Genomic DNA, 17,663 nt, shown 5'->3' on the forward strand with positions numbered 1-17,663 from the left:
TATGAATATAGATACGGTAGTGGATTTCCAACTTTTAAACTCTCTCGAATTTCTAAAATTCTTTCAACATGAAAATAAGCATCGTCTCCATTATTAATTGCCCCTGACTTAACCATTTGATAAATAAATAAAACACTTAAGATGACATAAATAATAATAAACAAAATATTTTTTTTAATAATTTTTTTGATTTTAAGATTGTTAATTTCTATCATTTTTTTAACCTAACATACTTAGTCATTCCATCTTTTAATTTGATGCAATCTAAATTCAAATTCACGTCGTTCCTTCCGTTGTAATGAATCTAAAATCAATCCCGCATAAAATGAAACTAAGCTTGCTAAAATCACAAATGCGCACACAATTAAGGTTGGCATATTCGCCACCTGACCGGTTGAATTATAAGGTAACCAAACTTTAGGAATAAATACCCCAATTGAAATTATCAATAATACTAGACTCAACCAACCATAAAAGTGAAGTGGTTTAAAGTTCCGGTATAACGTCATGATAAGGCGTAATACCTTGAATCCATCTGAATAGGTATTCAATTTCGACTCACTACCAACTGGACGATCACGATATTCAATCACATGATTTTTAATTGATAAATTATTTACAACCGCAAAAATACTCATATCCGTTTCAATTTCAAATCCTTTTGGAATAACTGGATACGTCTTTACAAATTGGTGGCTAAACGCTCGATACCCCGTCATAATATCACGGATATTATTTTTAAATAGCAAATTAATACTTCCACGAACAACAGTATTACCAATTCCATGAAATAGACGTTTATTTTCTTCAAAGTAACTTGAACTAAGGCGATCACCAACTACCATGTCATAATTTTGATTTAAGACATATTCAGCCATTGCTGGAATTTCCTCCGCTGGATATGTATCATCGCCATCAATCATAATGTAGCATTCTGCGTCAATATCGCGAAACATCCGCCTTATAACGTTACCTTTCCCCTGTTTATATTCATGTTTTACAATTGCCCCTGCATTCTGAGCAATTTTGAATGTATCGTCTGATGAATTATTGTCATAAACATAAACATTTGAATTCGGAATATCCTTAATTGCATCCAAGCAATCGCAAACAACTTTTTTTTATGGTTTTAGATTCGTTGTAACAAGGTATTAAAATTGCAATTTTGTCCATGAAACTCTCCTAATTTAAAATAATTAATCCTTCATTCTAAACTTCAATAACGCTAAAACTACAAAAAACGAATATACCAATGGCATATAATAGCGTGCTGAATTATCAACCGGAGAAACTAATAAAATCGGAATTTGAATTAAGATTGGGCTCAATACCACCATTACATCATTAATTAATCTACCATTTCGATAAATTGTTATTAGCCCTATTAATATAATCATCCAAATATAAAAAGATGATTGAAATACTAATCTTGTTACCGGGGCTTTTTGAATTTTTTACAAATGCATCTCTTAAGTGATTACGATATTTATCCAAACGGTGCGGTTGATGACTGTACTTTCCCGGATTAATAAATTCTTGATACCAAACATTCATTCTTAATGGTAATAAATCAGCAATTGAATCGTAATCTGTGATATACCATGAAGGACTAGTAATATCTAAATACTGATAACCTTGATGCAAAAATGCCTCTAAATATGTATCTGGGAACATTAATCCTAAATCCACCCAAGCCTTCTTAAATGAATTAACATCTGCTTTGCTTACCGTCTTATATTTATAAGCTAAAGCTTTTTCTTGATCCGCCAGATTAGGCATGTACACTTCACCCATTTTTTTGTATTTAAAACCCCGATTAATTAAATCCTGATCATATTTTGGAATCTCATTAGAGTGATGTTTAACAGTATTTCCCACTTGTTGAAGCATGATTGCATAACTTTCAATGGGATCTCCTTTGGCAACATGAAGATAATCAAACAGAAAAGTTGAAATTCCAATATGAAAGACCAAAATTGGTATCAAAATAGACTTAATTGCAGTTTTCCACCATTCACGATGGAAAATAATTAATACAATAAAAAGAAATAGTAAAATATAAATTGCATATTTTTGTGTTAATAATAATATAAAAGCTAAACAACCAAATTTAGTAATCCACATTTTATTATTCCATAATTTTTTTAAAAATATGTCGCTCGAATTAACATTGATAGCAATAACAAGAATACCGTTGCAAAAATTTCATTTTTTTACAACATACATCGCTGATGTTGGAAAAATTGGGAACAATGCATAAATTATAAAAATAATACGTAGAGTTTTTTTTCTAAATCCTACTAATTGTAATGTCCGTAAAGTATGCATCAATACACACGCCAATAACATAACTTGGAATATAGCTAATATAAACAAACCAATTCCTGTACTGTGAAATAATTTAAAACTCCCTTTAACTACACCGCCGTAAAATAAAGTCATAAAAAAATTGTGATGATTTGAAATATCAAGTGGATGAGATGGAATTGTATATTTACCAAATGGATACACCGTCCGAATTAAACTTGCGATATATGATCCACCCATTACTTCCATTATTTGAATAGAAGTATCTGGATTTGAAGCAGCTGGAGCAATTAATATAATATAAGGTAACCAGCATAATAATAATATGGATATCCACTTAACATAATTTATCTTGCTATCATCACTAATTTTTTTATTTGATAATTATTGTAATAACCAGCAATAATATTGACAAACCAACTTACAATTTTAGTCCAAGCAATAATTTTTATACTTAAAATAATTAGCCAATAAACTTTATTTTTAATAGGATAAAGATGCCCATATTGATTAAAAATATTACCAATTACAGCATATGTTGAGAAAATAAACGTAGCTATAATATTTAAAACTTGAAAAACCGCATTACGATTACTAAAACCAGCTTCAATCCTATCCTTAAAAATTAATAATATACCAACAACTATAACAATAAGTGGAAGCAAATAATTATTTTTGCCATTACTTTCATAAAATGATTGTAACGGAGTCGAAGCCAATACAGTTAAAATTATCCATCCAAAACTTAAAATTATTTTTTTATATTTAAACTCATTTATTTTTCCTGCGCTATTACATTCTCAAGCTGAATAATCGCTTCCATGATATTTCTACCTGACCTTAACCTCATTGCATAAGATAATGTATTTTTTTTCAGCTGTTGATAATCATTGTCGCTAATTTTATTAAACTCACTTGATAACTGGTCTAAACTATCTATTACAATCCCTAATTTATGATTATATATAAACTTAGCAATCGCAGCTTGTTTCCATACAATAACTGGAAGTCCAGAACTTAAATATAGCGAGGTCTTATGCGGACTATTAAATCTCATGTATTCCCCAAACATGCCATCACATGTTTCAGGAGTCGATCCATCCCAAACCAGCCCAAAATTGTATTGTAATTCCTTTGGTAATTCATCTGGATTTCGTACCCCTCGATAATTTACTCCTATCGGAAAATTAGGTAATGGATTGGGACCAAATACGTCAAGTTGATACCCTGAAGGATTTAATTTTGATAAAAATTCTGATTTCATTAAATTTCCCGCATAAACAACCGACTTTTTATAATCTAAATCATCAATAATTGGTTGTGGATTTAAATAATCAAATAAATTCAATACAACCATTGGCGTTGTTACACCGTTGTCTATAAGCCACTCTCTCATACTATCGGTATGGACAATTAATCCATCAACGTTATTTAATTGAAACAGTTCCTCATCTCGTTTACTTACATTGTCTAAATTAAGACGTAATGTTTCTAAATCATGAATAATTAAAATTAACTTTCCTGAATAACTGTCTAAACTATTAAATAGCGACTTAGTAATTATCTTTGAATAAATTGGGTACTGAATAACTATTTCATCACTATCTTTTAAAGACTTAATTAACTTAGGTATTGACACCATTGATGTATATAATCGACTTAAAACAGATGATGTATCCATAGCGATTTCAATTGATTCAAATCCATTTTTTTGACAGAATGGTTTGTATATCGTTTTTAGCCTTTGGACCTGCATCTTTTTTTACCTGCTTTTCAAACACATTCAAGATAACTTTATTCAAAATAAGCCTCCAAATTAAATCTAACTATTTAAATTGATCGTTTAAATAGTTTACGAAGTTTAAATAACAAATTAGCACTTGGTTCTGACACTTTAAAAATCATCATTGACAAACGGTGAATCAAATCGAAGTCTTTTGGAATATTATTATCTTTTAGGATTTGTCTAACTTTATCATCCAAATCAGGACGTAAACCATACTCTCGATACGTCACATAGCTAATTGCTTTACCAATAATATTATCCAAAATTTCATTATTAAGTTTTGGGTAATAGTTCTGATATGCCTCGTATTGTTCATAACTAGCCTCAAATGAGTCTATGATTGAAGTAGGAGTTGGATGATTTACCACACTATCTTTACGTACAACGTAAAAATAATTACTACTAATCGATAAATTTATAACTGTCCTTGCTATATGAAATAATTTCCAATTAATATATACATCTTCGTAGTCTTTTCCTACCGGAAATTTAACATTATCAAACAGACTTTTACGATACATTTTATTCCAAAGATAATTATCATTGATAAGTAATCGCATCGCTTCTTCTTTTGTTAACGATTTATTTTCTTGAATCGAAATATACTGCTTATCCTCTTGCTCAGTTTTAATCGTCATACCAAAGCACACAATATCAGTATCTTCAACAATAGCTTTAACAGCATCAGAAATAAAATTAGGTCCAACATAATCATCGCTATCAACAAACATAATATAATCACCAGTTACATTTTCTATCCCTGTATTTCTGGCGACTGCTCTTCCCATATTATTTTGGTTAATTATTACAATTCGATCATCTAAGTTAACATATTTTCTAAGAATATCTTTTGATGAATCTGTTGAACCATCATTAACTATAATTAATTCAAAATTTAAATAAGTTTGGTTTAATATACTATCAAGGCATCTTTGCAAATATAATTTTGAATTATAAACTGGAACGATTACAGAAACCAACGGAGAGTTATTATCATTCATAACCTTAATACCTGATTTATTCAAATTCTTCCTTTACCGCTGCTAATGCTGCCGCTAAGACTTGATCCATGTTGTAGTACTTGTATTGACCTAACCGGCCCCCAAAAATTACGTTCTTGGCTTCGTTAGCAGCTAAGTCCCGGTATTGTTGATACAAGGTATTGTTTTGATCGTTATTAACTGGGTAGTAAGGTTCGTCACCCCGTTGCCAATCCGCTGGGTATTCCCGGGTGATGACCGTGTAATCTTCATCACCTTTCCCAAATTCAAAGTGCTTGTGTTCAATTACCCGTGTGTATGGCGTTTCGGCATCCGTGTAGTTAACCACCGCATTCCCTTGGTAGTTACCTTCATTTAGCGTTTCCGTTTCAAAGTGTAGGCTCCGGTATTCTAATTCCCCTAATTGGTAATTAAAGAATTGATCAATCATCCCCGTGAAGACTACCTTTGGGAAATTAGCTAAGTATTCATCCTTTTGATCGAAGAAATCAACGCCCGTTTCAACATCAATTAAGTCGTGATCAAGCATCTTTTCCACGATTTGCGTGTAACCACCTTTGGGAATTCCTTGGTAGTCATCGTTAAAGTAATTGTTGTCATACGTTAACCGCACTGGTAACCGCCGAATAATGAACGCTGGTAATTCCGTGGCTTTGCGCCCCCATTGCTTTTCGGTGTAACCCTTAATTAGCTTTTCGTAAATATCCCGACCAATCAATGAAATTGCTTGTTCTTCTAGGTTTTGTGGTTCCTTACCAGCCATTTCTTGGCGTTGTTCATTAATCTTCGCCAACGCTTCCTTCGGCGTCCGCACGCCCCACATTTCACTAAACGTGTTCATGTTAAATGGTAAGTTATACATCTTCCCATTGTAATTAGCCACTGGACTGTTAGTGTAGCGGTTAAATTCAGCAAATTGTTGCACGTATTCCCAAACTTCTTTATTTGACGTATGGAAAATATGGGCCCCAAATTGGTGCACTTGAATCCCGTGTTCTTCCTTCGTGTAAATATTACCGGCTAAATGGTCTCGCTTTTCAATCACTTTGACTCGCTTGCCTCGTAAAGCCGCTTCATGGGCAAACATCGCCCCAAACAACCCCGCTCCAACTACTAAATAATCATACTTGGTCATGTTTTTCTCCTCATGCTTAACTAAATAATTTTAAAATCAACAAAAACTACCATATCAAAATCGATATAGTAGTTTAAACTTGCTTACATTACTTCTTTCCAAGTTGTATACGTAAATGAAATTACAATTCCAACCAATAATCCAACTGCCAATCCAATTACTAATTTTTTTCTTCGTAGATGGTGTCGTCCTAGATTCAACATCATTAACTTTAGCAGGTGAAAATAGCTTAACTTCACCTCCGTTTGATGAGATTTTTGGCAATTCATATTTCACTGCCTCAGCTGCCTGATTTGCCACAATTGTTGCTACTTTTGGTGAATCACTCGTTGCTTTAACCTTCAGCACCAATGTTTGATCCACATTCGCAACTGTAATCATATTTTTAATATCGGAAAATGAATATTGTTTTTTCAATTTATTTGATAAATTTTTATAAGCTAATTTTGAAACATCGTCACTTTTAGCAATTTGTTTATAAGAACTCATCAAATTTAAATCAGCTTGAACTTGCTTATCTATCGTTGCCTTGTCATATTGACTTGCAACCATCATCGACCGTTCCGCCGTATATGTTGTATGTTTTGATCGTTGCGCTTGAATTGCCATTAAACCACCGAAAATAACCATTGAGGCAATAATGATTGCCACATTATTTACGATGATTTTAGTTACTTTACTTAAACTGTATTTTCTCATTCTGTTTACTCCCTATTGTTGCCATTAAAGCAATTAGAAATGGATTATACACCAGCTCTATCAAGTGCTGTTCTACCATCCCAGTTACTGATAATACCAATATAATCACACATAAAATATAGTCATTTGCCATATAACCTTTGATAGAAACGAGTGTCATTGCTAAAATGACCATCAAAAATATTATCAATCCATAGATAAGGATTAATCTAATGTACGAGGAATCCAAAAAGAAATATTCAATGTTTGTCTTACCATTAAATAACTTCATTCCTTTTAGGCCACCATAGCCATGTTCTTTAATTTTTTTTGACCAAACATTAAGATGTTATACTTATCAAATCCTTGTTTTGATAAGTATAACCGATTTGATAATAAATCATTCAAACGACTAGCTAGTTTAATATGATAATTATAGAAAAAAGCACTAAACCAAGTTACTCCAGCAATAAATGGCGTTGTAATCCACATAAATGCATGTAATCTAACCAAACGCTGATTTTTTTACCATCCATTGACTAGCCGCAATTAATCCAATTGCTAAAATAGTAGCCACAAAATCAAGCCGCGCATCGGTTAACTTATAAACTAATATTCCAATCAATAATCCGGCAATCAATTCTACTACCCGAATTCGTCGATAGCGTAAATAATAATAAGATAGTAGCAATAATAAAGAATGGGCTGCTAAATCGGTTGGATATGTTATCCCTAAAGAATAACGAGTTGCCCGATCAATTGGATGATAAACCAAATTAGTAATTCCACCGAGCATTGCTAAGGCCATCACAATTGACAGTGCAACTAATGAAATTCTAAAAAAATCTTTTATGACTAAATTAAAGTTAATTCCTTTAGCCCCCAAGACCAATAACGGGTACAGTAATATCCCACCTAACCCTGTTTTTAAAAATGATATTGCAAATGCTCCAAGGATTAATGTAATTAACACATATTGTAATGGCCGCCACTCATCTAAAACATAGATTTTAAATACCATTCCAAAAACAACTGATCCAACCCCTAACAAATGGAAAAATTTAGTTATGATACTAGGAGGTAAGGTCGTAGTGTCCAAAAATGATTGTATTAACGCAATAATAAAAACCACTCGATATAATTCTCGGCCACTAATTGGGTAATGCCACAATTTTTTTTATCTGTTTCATTACATCACCGCCTAGTACGCAGTATTTGGTACTAACATTACTTTAACCGTCATTACCAAAATCCATAAATCGAATTTAAACGAACGTCGCTTGATATACGTTAAGTCAAGATTAACCATTTCAGCAAAGCTAGCTGAATTCCGTGTCGTCACTTGCCAATAACCCGTACACCCTGGAATTACTAGCAACCGTTGCCGGTCATAATCTGTGTAATTAGCCACTTCTTCGGGCAAAGCGGGCCGCGGACCAATTAACGACATATCGCCACGCATAACATTCCAAAGTTGTGGTAACTCATCGAGGCTATACTTACGAATAAACGCCCCCACCCGGGTAATCCGGGGATCACGTTTCATCTTAAACATGTTCCCTTCAACCTCATTTTGGTCCATCAAGTCGGCTTTTAATTCATCCGCATTCGTCACCATCGAGCGGAATTTCCACATTTTAAATGATTGTCCGTTTTTACCAATCCGCGCTTGTGAATAAAAAACTGGTCCCCAATCTCCACATTTAATAAAAATAGCAATCAGTAGATATAACCAACTTAACAAGACAATTCCTAGCAACGCTAGCAAAAAAATCCATTGCCCGTTTAAAACCATCATAAAACCGATGGCCGTTTAAGTCATGATCATCAATCTTAATTATTGACATCTCATTTTTCATGATCATGCTCCCCCTTATCTATGGATGACCAACCAATTTCCGTTGCAAGAACTTGCCCCCCTTAACGAACCAATTTTGTGATTCCATAAAGGCATAGCGTTGTTCAACAACTTGGTATTCTGCATTAGTTTCTAACCAAATGTCCAGCAATAATTCACTTAAAAACCCGTAAACACGTTGTTCATAAGTTGAATAGGTTTGCACTTCTGTGGCAACTGCTTGTTCCACCTTGGATAAAATATCAAACATCCACGTACAGTACTCATCAAACGGCCGTTGTTTCATAATAAACATATTATACATATGTGCCCACGTCCGTTGGTAGACTCGCTTCATCGCTGGCACATATTCCGGATAATCCCGTTCGATAATTTCCGTCATCACATCAAAGGGCCGATTGTGATGAGCATGCCGATAATGCGATTCATTACTTTCAATCCAATACCGCCGTTTGGCTGGTACAACTACATCATACTTAGCCAATAATTGTTCCGCTTGCTCATGTGTTAAAACATTATTAAAATCACGGCCTGGCTTCGTCGTAAATAACCGCCGATAGTGAACTAACCCATAAGCATCTGCGTTCAAATTCTTCCATGCCCAGTAAATCGCCGTTAGCTCATTATAGTGCGGATTTTTGACTGAAATATTATCACCACTGTTATCACCTTGATATTCAATCGGGGAATCCGGATGGAGCTCCTTACCCACAAACATTGGAAGATACATTTCATCTTGTGGCATTTGATATTGCTTATGCGCAGCCACTAAAACTTTAATGTCCATTTTCAAACTCCAAAATCATAATTTACATGTAACCTTAATTTTACCATTAATCACTTGGTAACTAAATACTTAATCAAGGTCATTCTCCGCAAACCACGCATTAATATCATCAAAATCGAAGCCTTTGCGGACTAAAGCTTGCTTCGTTTTAAGGGTTCGCTCATACGAATCTGAATACTTTTGATTTTTCTGCCATATTTTTTTTGCGCAGTTTGAGTTAATAAGTCTGTTTGTTGTTGGGAATCAACCTGCCATGTTAATTGTTCCAAGACCAAATTACTAATCGTCCCATCATAGCCATTCGTTAACAAGCCTTGGTGAACCTTTTGTTGCTGCCGGCGTTGCGGATCCTTACGATAACGTCGTTGAAGCTTGGTAGCTAATTTCGTCACATTTGTGACTTGTTGTTCTGTGGTAAATTGTTGCAGTGCTTGGGTAATTTTAGTTATCGCCACTCCTTTTTGCCGTAACTTTTGGGTAATGATTTGCGGTCCCTTTAATTCCGTGCGCATGACCGTCCGCACGTAACTATCCGCATACACTTGGTCATCCAAGAGCTGTTCAGCTTGTAAGCGCACAATAATTGCATCAATCGTGTCTGCTGGCACCTCATCTTTAGCTAATCTTTGCCGCACTTCTTGTTCCGTCCGTAATTGGTGGGACAAAAAATCCAGTGTGCGCTGATAGGCTTTCGCCCCTTGATCGGCTACTTTTAATTCCGCGATTTGGGCCGGTGTCAGCTCCATTCCTTTCATGAGGCGATATTTGATTAACACACTCTCGGCGACCGCTAACTCATATTGCCCATCTAAAAAGATGTTATACCGTCCCGGGCGTTTTTGAACTGCAATGGCCGTAATTTTTTTTACCATGACGTTGACACTTTGCCTCCCCATTTCGTTGTAGTAAGTGTAACCACTGGCCAGTGATTATTAAACTTAAATTCAAGGAGCATTATATCATGAAACATCAATTTACTTCGAACAAGCTTACGTTAACCGCCACGAACAGTCATCAACCTAAGCCCATCCGGCGAACGTTCAACTACCTCGTGGAGAACTACGATGACGAAAAAGTAACCCAATTGATTAGCGCATTATCCACGTTAACAGATGATCAAGTCACTGCTACCCAAGTTACAACGGTGACGGCATTGACAGCCGGCGAATAGAGAGGAGTTAAACTATGAAGGTATTAGATTTAATTTTCAAGAGTAACCAAGGTAAGTTACACACGTTGAAGTTAAATTACGTCAACGAAAATTTAGCTGAAGCGACGGTCAAGCAAACGATGGAACAAATTTCCCAAAGCGAGCTATTTAAAAAGGGCGACGAAATTATCTACGCCACCCCGGTTAAGGCTAAGTACGTTACTACGACTGATGACCCAGTAACGAGTTTCTAAAAATTTCCATAGTAAAAAGGAGGCAATTCCCAAATTGGGGGTTGCCTCCTTTTACTTTCGTTATTAATCTTTGCTAAGCCACTTTAAAGAAGCAGAGTAACTTAATACTAACGGATTACCATATTTTAAACCGGCTTGATTAAGGTCCTTTAACCAAAATTCATACCGATAGTGATTTCCATCCGCCGTCACATAATCCTTCGTGCCCATTAAGGCTGACGTTGCCCCTGGCAACAAGCTTTTAATTTGATCATAGCTGGCGGTGACTGTCTCACCTTTCGTTCCCGTTAATAACGTTTGAAGTGTCTTCGTGTTGATTTGAGCTAAATCAACATCTTGATCAGTCAATGTATCACCAACTGCTAAAAGACCATCAACGGTTGGTGTGTAGTTATTAACCGCATTCCAAACTTCACTCACTTTAACTGTAATTGGTGATGTCACTTGATTAGTAGTTGCTGATCCTTGGCGATCAACGACCACTTGCGTCGTATAACTGACATTCAACGTATCACCGTAATGTTTACCATGATTATCCTTAACAAATGCCGTCCGATTAGCATCGGTTAATTCATATGTTAAATGATAAACATCACCATTAGCCGTCGTTTGTAAATCAGACTTGCCACTCGTTAATAACTCATTTGCAATTGCTTGTAATTGAGTATCGCTAATCACTTGATTGGGTTGACCTTGTAATAAGAATTGGCCAGCATTGGAAATTAAACCGGTTAAATTAATCGTTTGGTTATTAACATCAACACCAGTCAACGGATTATCAGTCACCGTCCCCACTTTAGCAGTAACAGTTGAACTGACTTTCGTATTAACTGGGGTTTCATAGCCGTGCAAGAATCCCTTGTACATGTTTAACGATTGTAATGGATAGCCGTGGTCATCAAATAAGGATTGATTATCCCAAGTCGTACCACCCCAAGTTGGTTTACCTTCCCAGTACATTTCATTATCAGGAGCATAACCAACCGCATACTTTGATGCCCAGCCTGTACCATATTGATTTCCGGCATCTTTATTTTCTTGCCAATTTTCATATCCAGGATGGACAGGCAACCAAGCTGGTTCCCAATAAAAACTACCGACTCCATCAGTATCAACCAACGCCTTATACATATCCGCTAAGACATCAACTTGACCTTGTGGGCCGATTGGGAATTTATTTATTCCACCATCATTAGATAAAGAATTACCCGTTCCGTCAGCATCATGCGTATCATTCAACCAACTTACTTCCATCACGACCAATCGTTTTCCAAATTCAGTTTCCGTCATATGGGCAACATCACGCAAAGTATCCGAGTTATTCCACCAAAATGGATAGTAAGAAGTACCTAGGTAATCATAGTCAACCCCATTGTTCTTTAAGACCGTCATAATTTGCCGGTATTTATCAACATTTGGCGTTTCAATATGGATGGCAATTTTACTATTACCAGATTCACGAACTGCACTGGAAGCTTGTGATAAAAGCATCGTCAACCGTTTACCTGCATCGCCCAACCAAATACTCTTCCAATCTTCACCCTTGCTTGAATTAGCTACTTGACCAAACGCTCCCTTGGTAATTTCATTCCCGATTGAAACCATTTGCACATCGGCACCAGCCCGTTTTAAATCAGCTAACACTTTCTTAGTATAAAGATTAACTTCCTTCGCTAAGTCCGTATCACTCAATTGACTCCAAGCCTTTGGCAAAATTTGCTTAGCTGGATCAGCCCAAAAATCAGAGTAGTGGAAGTCAACTAACGTCTTCAACCCATATTGAGCCGCTTCACTAGCCATCTTAACTAATGATGCTTCATCGTTGTTACCACCACCGTAGCCATTGCCGTTCTTATCGTATGGATCATTCCAAAGGCGAATCCGCACCCAATTTACCCCGGCATCACTTAGAACCTTAAAGATACTGGCTGGTTGCCCATTAAAATCATAGAATTGCACACCGGCATTAAGTAAAGATTGGTAACTTGAAATATCAACCCCACGAACCATATCATCGGTCATCCCTTTAATTGGTTCAACTTTAACTGATTCGTACCGGAGACCCGTTTCGCCACCCGTTTTATAAGCCAATTCCACTTGGTCTGCCGTTTTTTTGACTCGTTGGTGTTTCATCCGCTGACATAAACTTCGGGTTTGTTGGAGCTGTGGCAACTTCTTTAGCAACTTCATTAGTTCCTGGTTGGAATAATAGAATAGCTAACTGATTCTTCTTAGAATCAATTCCGACGCCAACAATTGCATCCTTACTCCGGTCGCTATTAATTCCCTTCACAAAGTAATCTGCCAATTGATCCTTATCCCAGGGGTTCTTAGCTAAATCAAAAATTTGGCTTTTGACGACCTTCCCAGTCAACAAGTTGTTTTTGTACATTAATTGTTCAATCACGCTGATTTTATTTTCAACGTCACCCTGACTAATGAGTTGCGCCATATCATGAACTGCTAATTCACGATATTGATTATTTTCATTAGTCCAATCATATGTCACATTATTATTTAACTTATCCGCAATTACTTGTGGTAATTGTTGTTTTAATTCGGGTAGGCCAACATAATTTTCAACAACCCCACTGCCATTCACATGATACTTAACACCATGTTCAACAATGTCACAATTTGGTGTCAATAAGTAGGTTGATGGATTAAAGTACCAATATTGTCCTTGCCATTCTTGGACGCCACTTTGAACCCGACCAGAATCATCAATTAAGTACCAGGCTCCCCATTGAGATTGGACATAATCACGCTTTTGACGTAATAGGTATGTTTGTGGATCAAAGTACCAGTAACTACCAGCCCATTCTTGAATCCCACTTTGAACTCGACCAGAATCGTCAATTAAGTACCAGGAGCCCCATTGAGATTGGACATAATCACGTTTTTGGCGTAATAAGTATGTTTGTGGATCAAAGTACCAGTAATTACCAGCCCATTCTTGAATTCCACTTTGAGCAATCCCGTTATCAAATAGATACCAATTACCATTTGGGGCTTGCTTGTAATTACGCCCCTTAGTTAATTGATAGGTAGTTGGGTCAATGTCATAAATCTTGCCATCATATTCTTGGACACCAGATAAAATACGACCGTCATTACCAACTAAATATTTGGCACCCCATTGCGAAGTAATAAAGCCACGTTGCTTGTGTAATAAGTAAGTTTCTGGATCAAAGTACCAGTAACTGCCGGCCCATTCTTGGACGCCAGATTGAATCCGGCCATCATCACCTACTAAGTACCAATCACCCCATTGAGATTGGACATAATTTTTCTTTTGACTCAGTAAGTACGTCGTTGGATCAAAGTACCAGTAACTACCGGCCCATTCTTGGACGCCAGATTGAATCCGACCATCATTACCAACCAAATAGTACATTCCCCATTGCGACTTAACATAATCTTTCTTTTGACTTAATAAGTACGTCATTGGGTCAAAGTACCAGTATGAACCAGTCCATTCTTGGACGCCGCTTTGCGCTTTACCATTATCAATTAAATACCAGTTTTCACCCGTTCCCTTAATTGATGGTAATAATTCGTAATGACGATTTTGTTTAACATCCTTACTACCTTGGTAAACATAACCACCATCAACAGCTTGCCAATCTGAACTGAGTTGATTTTGGTTATCCTTATTAGTGGACGTTGTTTCCTTATCAGCTGACGTTGTCGTCGTTGCACTAGCTGAATCAGTATTATTTGATGCCGCATCCGTTGCCGGCAGCGCGACTTCCTTTGTTTGAGAATCGTTATTATTTGCTGTGACTGTCTCAGTTTTGGCATCCGTGCTAGTTGCTGTTGCATCATCGGCATTCGCTGAAACATTATTCATAAAAATTCCCGTACTGGCCCCAGTAAACATTAACGCGGCCATACACCAATTTTTACCACTCTTATAGAGTTTAAAACGTTTTTTTAAATTTCCATTTTTACCTTCCTCAAAATTTAAGTCTTACTTGTTAATTTTACACTTAATGAAACACCTAACGCAACGACAACCATATTACAGTTATATTAAAAAGCCGGCGCCAAGCCGACTTTTAGGAATTTATTCAATTAATCAACTTCAATTAAACCGTACCTGCCATCCTTACGCCGGTAAACGATGCTCGTACCGTTCGTTTCGGCATCTTCATAGATGAAGAAGTCGTGACCTAACATATCCATTTGTAAGGCCGCTTCTTCAACATCCATTGGCTTTAAGGAAATTTGCTTCGTCCGCACTACATCTAACTTCGTGTCGTCTTCTGCTTCATCAACCGTGTCAACGAATTCAAGATCCTTAATTCCCTTTTCACGGGCCTTGCGGTTAACCTTGGTCTTGTACTTCCGGATTTGGCGTTCTAACTTATCCGTTACCAAGTCCACGCTACCATACATATCATTAGACGTTTCTTCTGCCCGTAACGTAAGGTATGGCAATGGAATCGTTACTTCAACCTTGTAAGTCTTGTTGGAGTAAACTTTCAGGTTCACATGTGCTTCGGCTGGTAGGTTTGGTTCTAAGTACTTATCTAACTTGGCAACCCGCTTTTCCACATATTCCCGAATTGCGTCAGTAACTTCAATGTTTTCACCACGAATATTAAACTTTAACATAATACTCTCTCCTTTCACCCAAAGCCTTATTGTAAGGCTCGAGAAAGATAAGTGGTGCTTATCTTTCATTTATATTATACCGCACAGTTAAGCGTTTTCACAACTAATCTTTTCATCCGGCTAACGTTAGACTGAGAATTTCACGAGCCCCAGCTGTCCGGAGACATTGCGCCGCATGATATAACGTCCGTCCCGTCGTATAAATATCATCTAACAACAATATCCGTTTCCCGGTTAAATCTACCGTCCGATTCAATTCAAATGGTTGCGGGGTTGCAAGCCGTTGCTGACGAGTTTTCGATGATTGTGCAACTTTATCCCGCATTTTAAGGCGCAACAACGCTTGATAATTACCTTGATACCAACCTAAGACTTGGTTAAATCCCCGTGTTTGCCACGTGGCCTCCGTTACTGGGATTGGAACAATGATTTGAGCATGACACTTTCGCACTGCCTTTGTGTACACCGTCATAAAAATGCGCCGCTGGTAATAATCACCTTTAAATTTATATTGTTCCATGTATGAACGCATCCAGTCATTATATTGATACAAACATCGATTTGGAAGTACCCACCCATATTGAGCCCGCCACGCTTGACAATCCATACAAAGCGGCTGCCTTGAACTAGTGCGTCCACACCCCTGACAAGTTGGGACACCATAAGTCAGCACCCCCTCCCGACAAGTTGAACATAATGGCAATAAACTCCGCTGGCCCCACCAAGTTGCGAGATTTAACTCCCGTTGACATTGCACACAGCGACTTAACATTTAAAATCCTCCCCGCCGATTCATCATTTTAATTTCATTTTGCGCGACTTGAATCGTTGCCGATTGATGCCTGCCCACCATTAACACCGTTCCAGTTGGACATTGCGCACTCCGACCTACCCGCCCGGCAATTTGCACTAACGCCGCAATCGAAAAAAATTCCTTCATCCGCTCCGAGCACTAACACATCGATCCCCGGCAAAGTCACCCCGCGTTCTAAAATTGTGGTTGTCACTAACCAATCCAATTGATGTTGGCGCATCAGTTGCACTTTCGTTGTTCGTTCGGGGTCAGCGGCATACACCCCAGCTTGGCGGACCATTGGGAATAGCGACCGTAGGCTTTGCAATAATGGATTAATATCAGCAATTTTCGGGACAAAAATTAAACATTCTCGTCGACCTAAGCGCTGCCTTAACCATTGCTGCAAGTGCGGCGCTAATGGTCGTACTCGCCAATTATCGATTTTTTGAAATTCAATTTCTGGCAATGGCTGACCATGAAACCGACGCGGCAAGTAACTCACTTGCCAATGTTCTCGCCTAGCTTGGCGTTGTAACACTGGGCCAGGAGTCGCCGTTAAATACGTGCATGCCCCAGTTGGTTTAATAGCTTGTTTGGTGGCGTATAACAGCGCTTGATTCCCCGCATATGGAAAGGCATCAACTTCATCAACAATTAATTGGTCAAAGGCATGATAAAATCGCAACAACTGATGAGTCGTACACAACGTTAATTGGCAATACCGATATTGCGGTGTTTGTCCGGTTAAAACCACTTGTTCAACTTGGGAAAAGGCTGCTTGTAAGCGCGGGGCTAATTCTAAAACCACATCAATCCGTGGAGAAGCAATCGCCACGCGTTCCCCACGTTCTAAAGCTGCCACTAAGGCCGGATACAGCATCTCCGTCTTTCCTGCTCCCGTAACGGCCCAAACTAAATGCGTCTGTCGTGATTGCATCGTCTGCTTAATCCGCTTCGCTACTTGGGCTTGCAGTGGTGACAATTGACCCGTCCACGTTAAAAGCTGGTTTGGCACCGAAAATTGATTTGGCTCCGGAAGATGATACAATTGTCCTAAGGTACTCATGCGACCCAAATTGAGACACTGGGGACAATAATATTGATGACGAGGTAAAGCTGCTTGCCACCGCCACGTGGCCTGACCGCAACGTTGACAATGAACTTTCAGCACTCCGACTTTCAACGCTGGCCGCATTTGCGTTGTAAATGCCGGTGGCGTGGTTAAAAATAGTTGGCGGCCCCAAAATAATTGTGTCTGCATGTTAATCACCTCATTAAATAAATACGTATT

At 37.5% G+C, this 17,663-nt stretch carries 15 protein-coding genes and 6 pseudogenes; 2 read left to right on the forward strand and 19 right to left on the reverse strand.

Annotation, left to right across the window (positions count from 1 at the left end):
- Positions 1-233: 233 nt before the first annotated feature.
- The 14 genes and pseudogenes from JCM14505_RS04820 to JCM14505_RS04880 all read right to left on the reverse strand — a co-directional run.
- A pseudogene (locus JCM14505_RS04820) lies at positions 234-1,173 on the reverse strand (glycosyltransferase family 2 protein).
- 23 nt (positions 1,174-1,196) lie between these two features.
- The gene (locus tag JCM14505_RS10420) at positions 1,197-1,397 is read right to left on the reverse strand and encodes a hypothetical protein (RefSeq protein ID WP_369395456.1); all 201 of its coding nucleotides are present in this window, start codon (positions 1,395-1,397) and stop codon (positions 1,197-1,199) included.
- Positions 1,354-2,676: pseudogene (locus JCM14505_RS09600) on the reverse strand (DUF6020 family protein). The gene JCM14505_RS10420 and the pseudogene JCM14505_RS09600 overlap by 44 nt, the downstream one beginning before the upstream one ends.
- Positions 2,655-3,026: a hypothetical protein gene (locus tag JCM14505_RS04830; protein ID WP_054653317.1), complete on the reverse strand. Its 372-nt coding sequence runs from the start codon at positions 3,024-3,026 to the stop codon at positions 2,655-2,657. The pseudogene JCM14505_RS09600 and the gene JCM14505_RS04830 overlap by 22 nt, the downstream one beginning before the upstream one ends.
- Positions 3,027-3,082: 56 nt before the next feature.
- Entirely contained in the window at positions 3,083-4,063 is a 981-nt protein-coding gene (locus JCM14505_RS04835) for a glycosyltransferase (RefSeq protein WP_054653318.1), read from the reverse strand.
- Between the two features lie 74 nt (positions 4,064-4,137).
- The gene (locus JCM14505_RS04840; RefSeq protein WP_153010980.1) at positions 4,138-5,094 is read right to left on the reverse strand and encodes a glycosyltransferase family 2 protein; all 957 of its coding nucleotides are present in this window, start codon (positions 5,092-5,094) and stop codon (positions 4,138-4,140) included.
- 16 nt (positions 5,095-5,110) lie between these two features.
- Positions 5,111-6,229, reverse strand: coding sequence for a UDP-galactopyranose mutase (gene glf / locus JCM14505_RS04845; protein ID WP_054653320.1), 1,119 nt, complete (start codon positions 6,227-6,229; stop codon positions 5,111-5,113).
- A 54-nt stretch (positions 6,230-6,283) separates the two neighbouring features.
- Positions 6,284-6,928 (reverse strand): YveK family protein, encoded by a 645-nt coding sequence (locus JCM14505_RS04850; protein WP_054653321.1) that lies wholly within the window; start codon positions 6,926-6,928, stop codon positions 6,284-6,286.
- A 276-nt stretch (positions 6,929-7,204) separates the two neighbouring features.
- Positions 7,205-7,399, reverse strand: coding sequence for a hypothetical protein (locus JCM14505_RS04860; protein WP_054653323.1), 195 nt, complete (start codon positions 7,397-7,399; stop codon positions 7,205-7,207).
- A gap of 13 nt (positions 7,400-7,412) precedes the next feature.
- On the reverse strand, positions 7,413-7,928 hold the full coding sequence (locus JCM14505_RS04865) for a hypothetical protein (RefSeq protein WP_156249844.1): 516 nt from the start codon (positions 7,926-7,928) through the stop codon (positions 7,413-7,415).
- Between the two features lie 180 nt (positions 7,929-8,108).
- Positions 8,109-8,772 (reverse strand): annotated as a pseudogene (locus JCM14505_RS04870) (sugar transferase).
- A 12-nt stretch (positions 8,773-8,784) separates the two neighbouring features.
- Entirely contained in the window at positions 8,785-9,552 is a 768-nt protein-coding gene (locus JCM14505_RS04875; protein ID WP_054653325.1) for a DUF4422 domain-containing protein, read from the reverse strand.
- Between the two features lie 69 nt (positions 9,553-9,621).
- A complete protein-coding gene (locus JCM14505_RS10555) occupies positions 9,622-9,774 on the reverse strand; it encodes a hypothetical protein (RefSeq protein ID WP_439646037.1) in 153 nt (50 codons plus the stop codon).
- A gap of 17 nt (positions 9,775-9,791) precedes the next feature.
- A pseudogene (locus tag JCM14505_RS04880) lies at positions 9,792-10,448 on the reverse strand (RecX family transcriptional regulator); the annotation flags it as partial.
- 65 nt (positions 10,449-10,513) lie between these two features.
- Between JCM14505_RS04880 and JCM14505_RS04885 the strand changes: the two are divergent.
- Together JCM14505_RS04885 and JCM14505_RS04890 are read left to right on the forward strand one after the other, a co-directional pair.
- On the forward strand, positions 10,514-10,723 hold the full coding sequence (locus JCM14505_RS04885; RefSeq protein ID WP_054653326.1) for a DUF1659 domain-containing protein: 210 nt from the start codon (positions 10,514-10,516) through the stop codon (positions 10,721-10,723).
- A 14-nt stretch (positions 10,724-10,737) separates the two neighbouring features.
- Entirely contained in the window at positions 10,738-10,956 is a 219-nt protein-coding gene (locus JCM14505_RS04890; RefSeq protein ID WP_054653327.1) for a DUF2922 domain-containing protein, read from the forward strand.
- Positions 10,957-11,019: 63 nt separating this feature from the next.
- Here JCM14505_RS04890 and JCM14505_RS04895 read toward each other — a convergent pair whose 3' ends face one another.
- The 5 genes and pseudogenes from JCM14505_RS04895 to JCM14505_RS04915 all read right to left on the reverse strand — a co-directional run bounded on the left by JCM14505_RS04895 (position 11,020) and on the right by JCM14505_RS04915 (position 17,633).
- Positions 11,020-13,146: a glycosyl hydrolase 53 family protein gene (locus JCM14505_RS04895; RefSeq protein ID WP_225352275.1), complete on the reverse strand. Its 2,127-nt coding sequence runs from the start codon at positions 13,144-13,146 to the stop codon at positions 11,020-11,022.
- A pseudogene (locus JCM14505_RS09605) lies at positions 13,037-14,890 on the reverse strand (KxYKxGKxW signal peptide domain-containing protein); the annotation flags it as partial. The pseudogene JCM14505_RS09605 and the gene JCM14505_RS04895, both read right to left, overlap by 110 nt.
- A gap of 143 nt (positions 14,891-15,033) precedes the next feature.
- Positions 15,034-15,576 carry a ribosome hibernation-promoting factor, HPF/YfiA family gene (hpf, locus tag JCM14505_RS04905; RefSeq protein WP_054653330.1) on the reverse strand — a complete coding sequence of 181 codons (543 nt, stop codon included), beginning with the start codon at positions 15,574-15,576 and terminating at the stop codon, positions 15,034-15,036.
- Between the two features lie 112 nt (positions 15,577-15,688).
- A complete protein-coding gene (locus tag JCM14505_RS04910) occupies positions 15,689-16,183 on the reverse strand; it encodes a ComF family protein (RefSeq protein ID WP_054653331.1) in 495 nt (164 codons plus the stop codon).
- Positions 16,184-16,348: 165 nt separating this feature from the next.
- Positions 16,349-17,633, reverse strand: a pseudogene (locus tag JCM14505_RS04915) (ATP-dependent helicase ComFA).
- Positions 17,634-17,663 lie beyond the last annotated feature (30 nt).

This window comes from Limosilactobacillus equigenerosi DSM 18793 = JCM 14505 (assembly GCF_001311375.1).
GTDB classification, from domain to species: Bacteria; Bacillota; Bacilli; order Lactobacillales; family Lactobacillaceae; genus Limosilactobacillus; species Limosilactobacillus equigenerosi.

What these genes read in the sequence shown, in the direction of transcription:
- JCM14505_RS04865 (WP_156249844.1), bottom strand. Translation starts at nt 7,928, where the DNA reads ATGGTATTTAAAATCTATGTTTTAGATGAGTGGCGGCCATTACAATAT.
- JCM14505_RS04895 (WP_225352275.1), bottom strand. Translation starts at nt 13,146, where the DNA reads ATGAAGTTGCTAAAGAAGTTGCCACAGCTCCAACAAACCCGAAGTTTA.
- hpf (WP_054653330.1), bottom strand. Translation starts at nt 15,576, where the DNA reads ATGTTAAAGTTTAATATTCGTGGTGAAAACATTGAAGTTACTGACGCA.
- JCM14505_RS04835 (WP_054653318.1), bottom strand. Translation starts at nt 4,063, where the DNA reads ATGCAGGTCCAAAGGCTAAAAACGATATACAAACCATTCTGTCAAAAA.
- JCM14505_RS04890 (WP_054653327.1), top strand. Translation starts at nt 10,738, where the DNA reads ATGAAGGTATTAGATTTAATTTTCAAGAGTAACCAAGGTAAGTTACAC.
- JCM14505_RS04850 (WP_054653321.1), bottom strand. Translation starts at nt 6,928, where the DNA reads ATGAGAAAATACAGTTTAAGTAAAGTAACTAAAATCATCGTAAATAAT.
- JCM14505_RS04885 (WP_054653326.1), top strand. Translation starts at nt 10,514, where the DNA reads ATGAAACATCAATTTACTTCGAACAAGCTTACGTTAACCGCCACGAAC.
- JCM14505_RS10420 (WP_369395456.1), bottom strand. Translation starts at nt 1,397, where the DNA reads ATGATTATATTAATAGGGCTAATAACAATTTATCGAAATGGTAGATTA.
- JCM14505_RS04875 (WP_054653325.1), bottom strand. Translation starts at nt 9,552, where the DNA reads ATGGACATTAAAGTTTTAGTGGCTGCGCATAAGCAATATCAAATGCCA.
- glf (WP_054653320.1), bottom strand. Translation starts at nt 6,229, where the DNA reads ATGACCAAGTATGATTATTTAGTAGTTGGAGCGGGGTTGTTTGGGGCG.
- JCM14505_RS04860 (WP_054653323.1), bottom strand. Translation starts at nt 7,399, where the DNA reads ATGTGGATTACAACGCCATTTATTGCTGGAGTAACTTGGTTTAGTGCT.
- JCM14505_RS04910 (WP_054653331.1), bottom strand. Translation starts at nt 16,183, where the DNA reads ATGGATTGTCAAGCGTGGCGGGCTCAATATGGGTGGGTACTTCCAAAT.
- JCM14505_RS04840 (WP_153010980.1), bottom strand. Translation starts at nt 5,094, where the DNA reads ATGAATGATAATAACTCTCCGTTGGTTTCTGTAATCGTTCCAGTTTAT.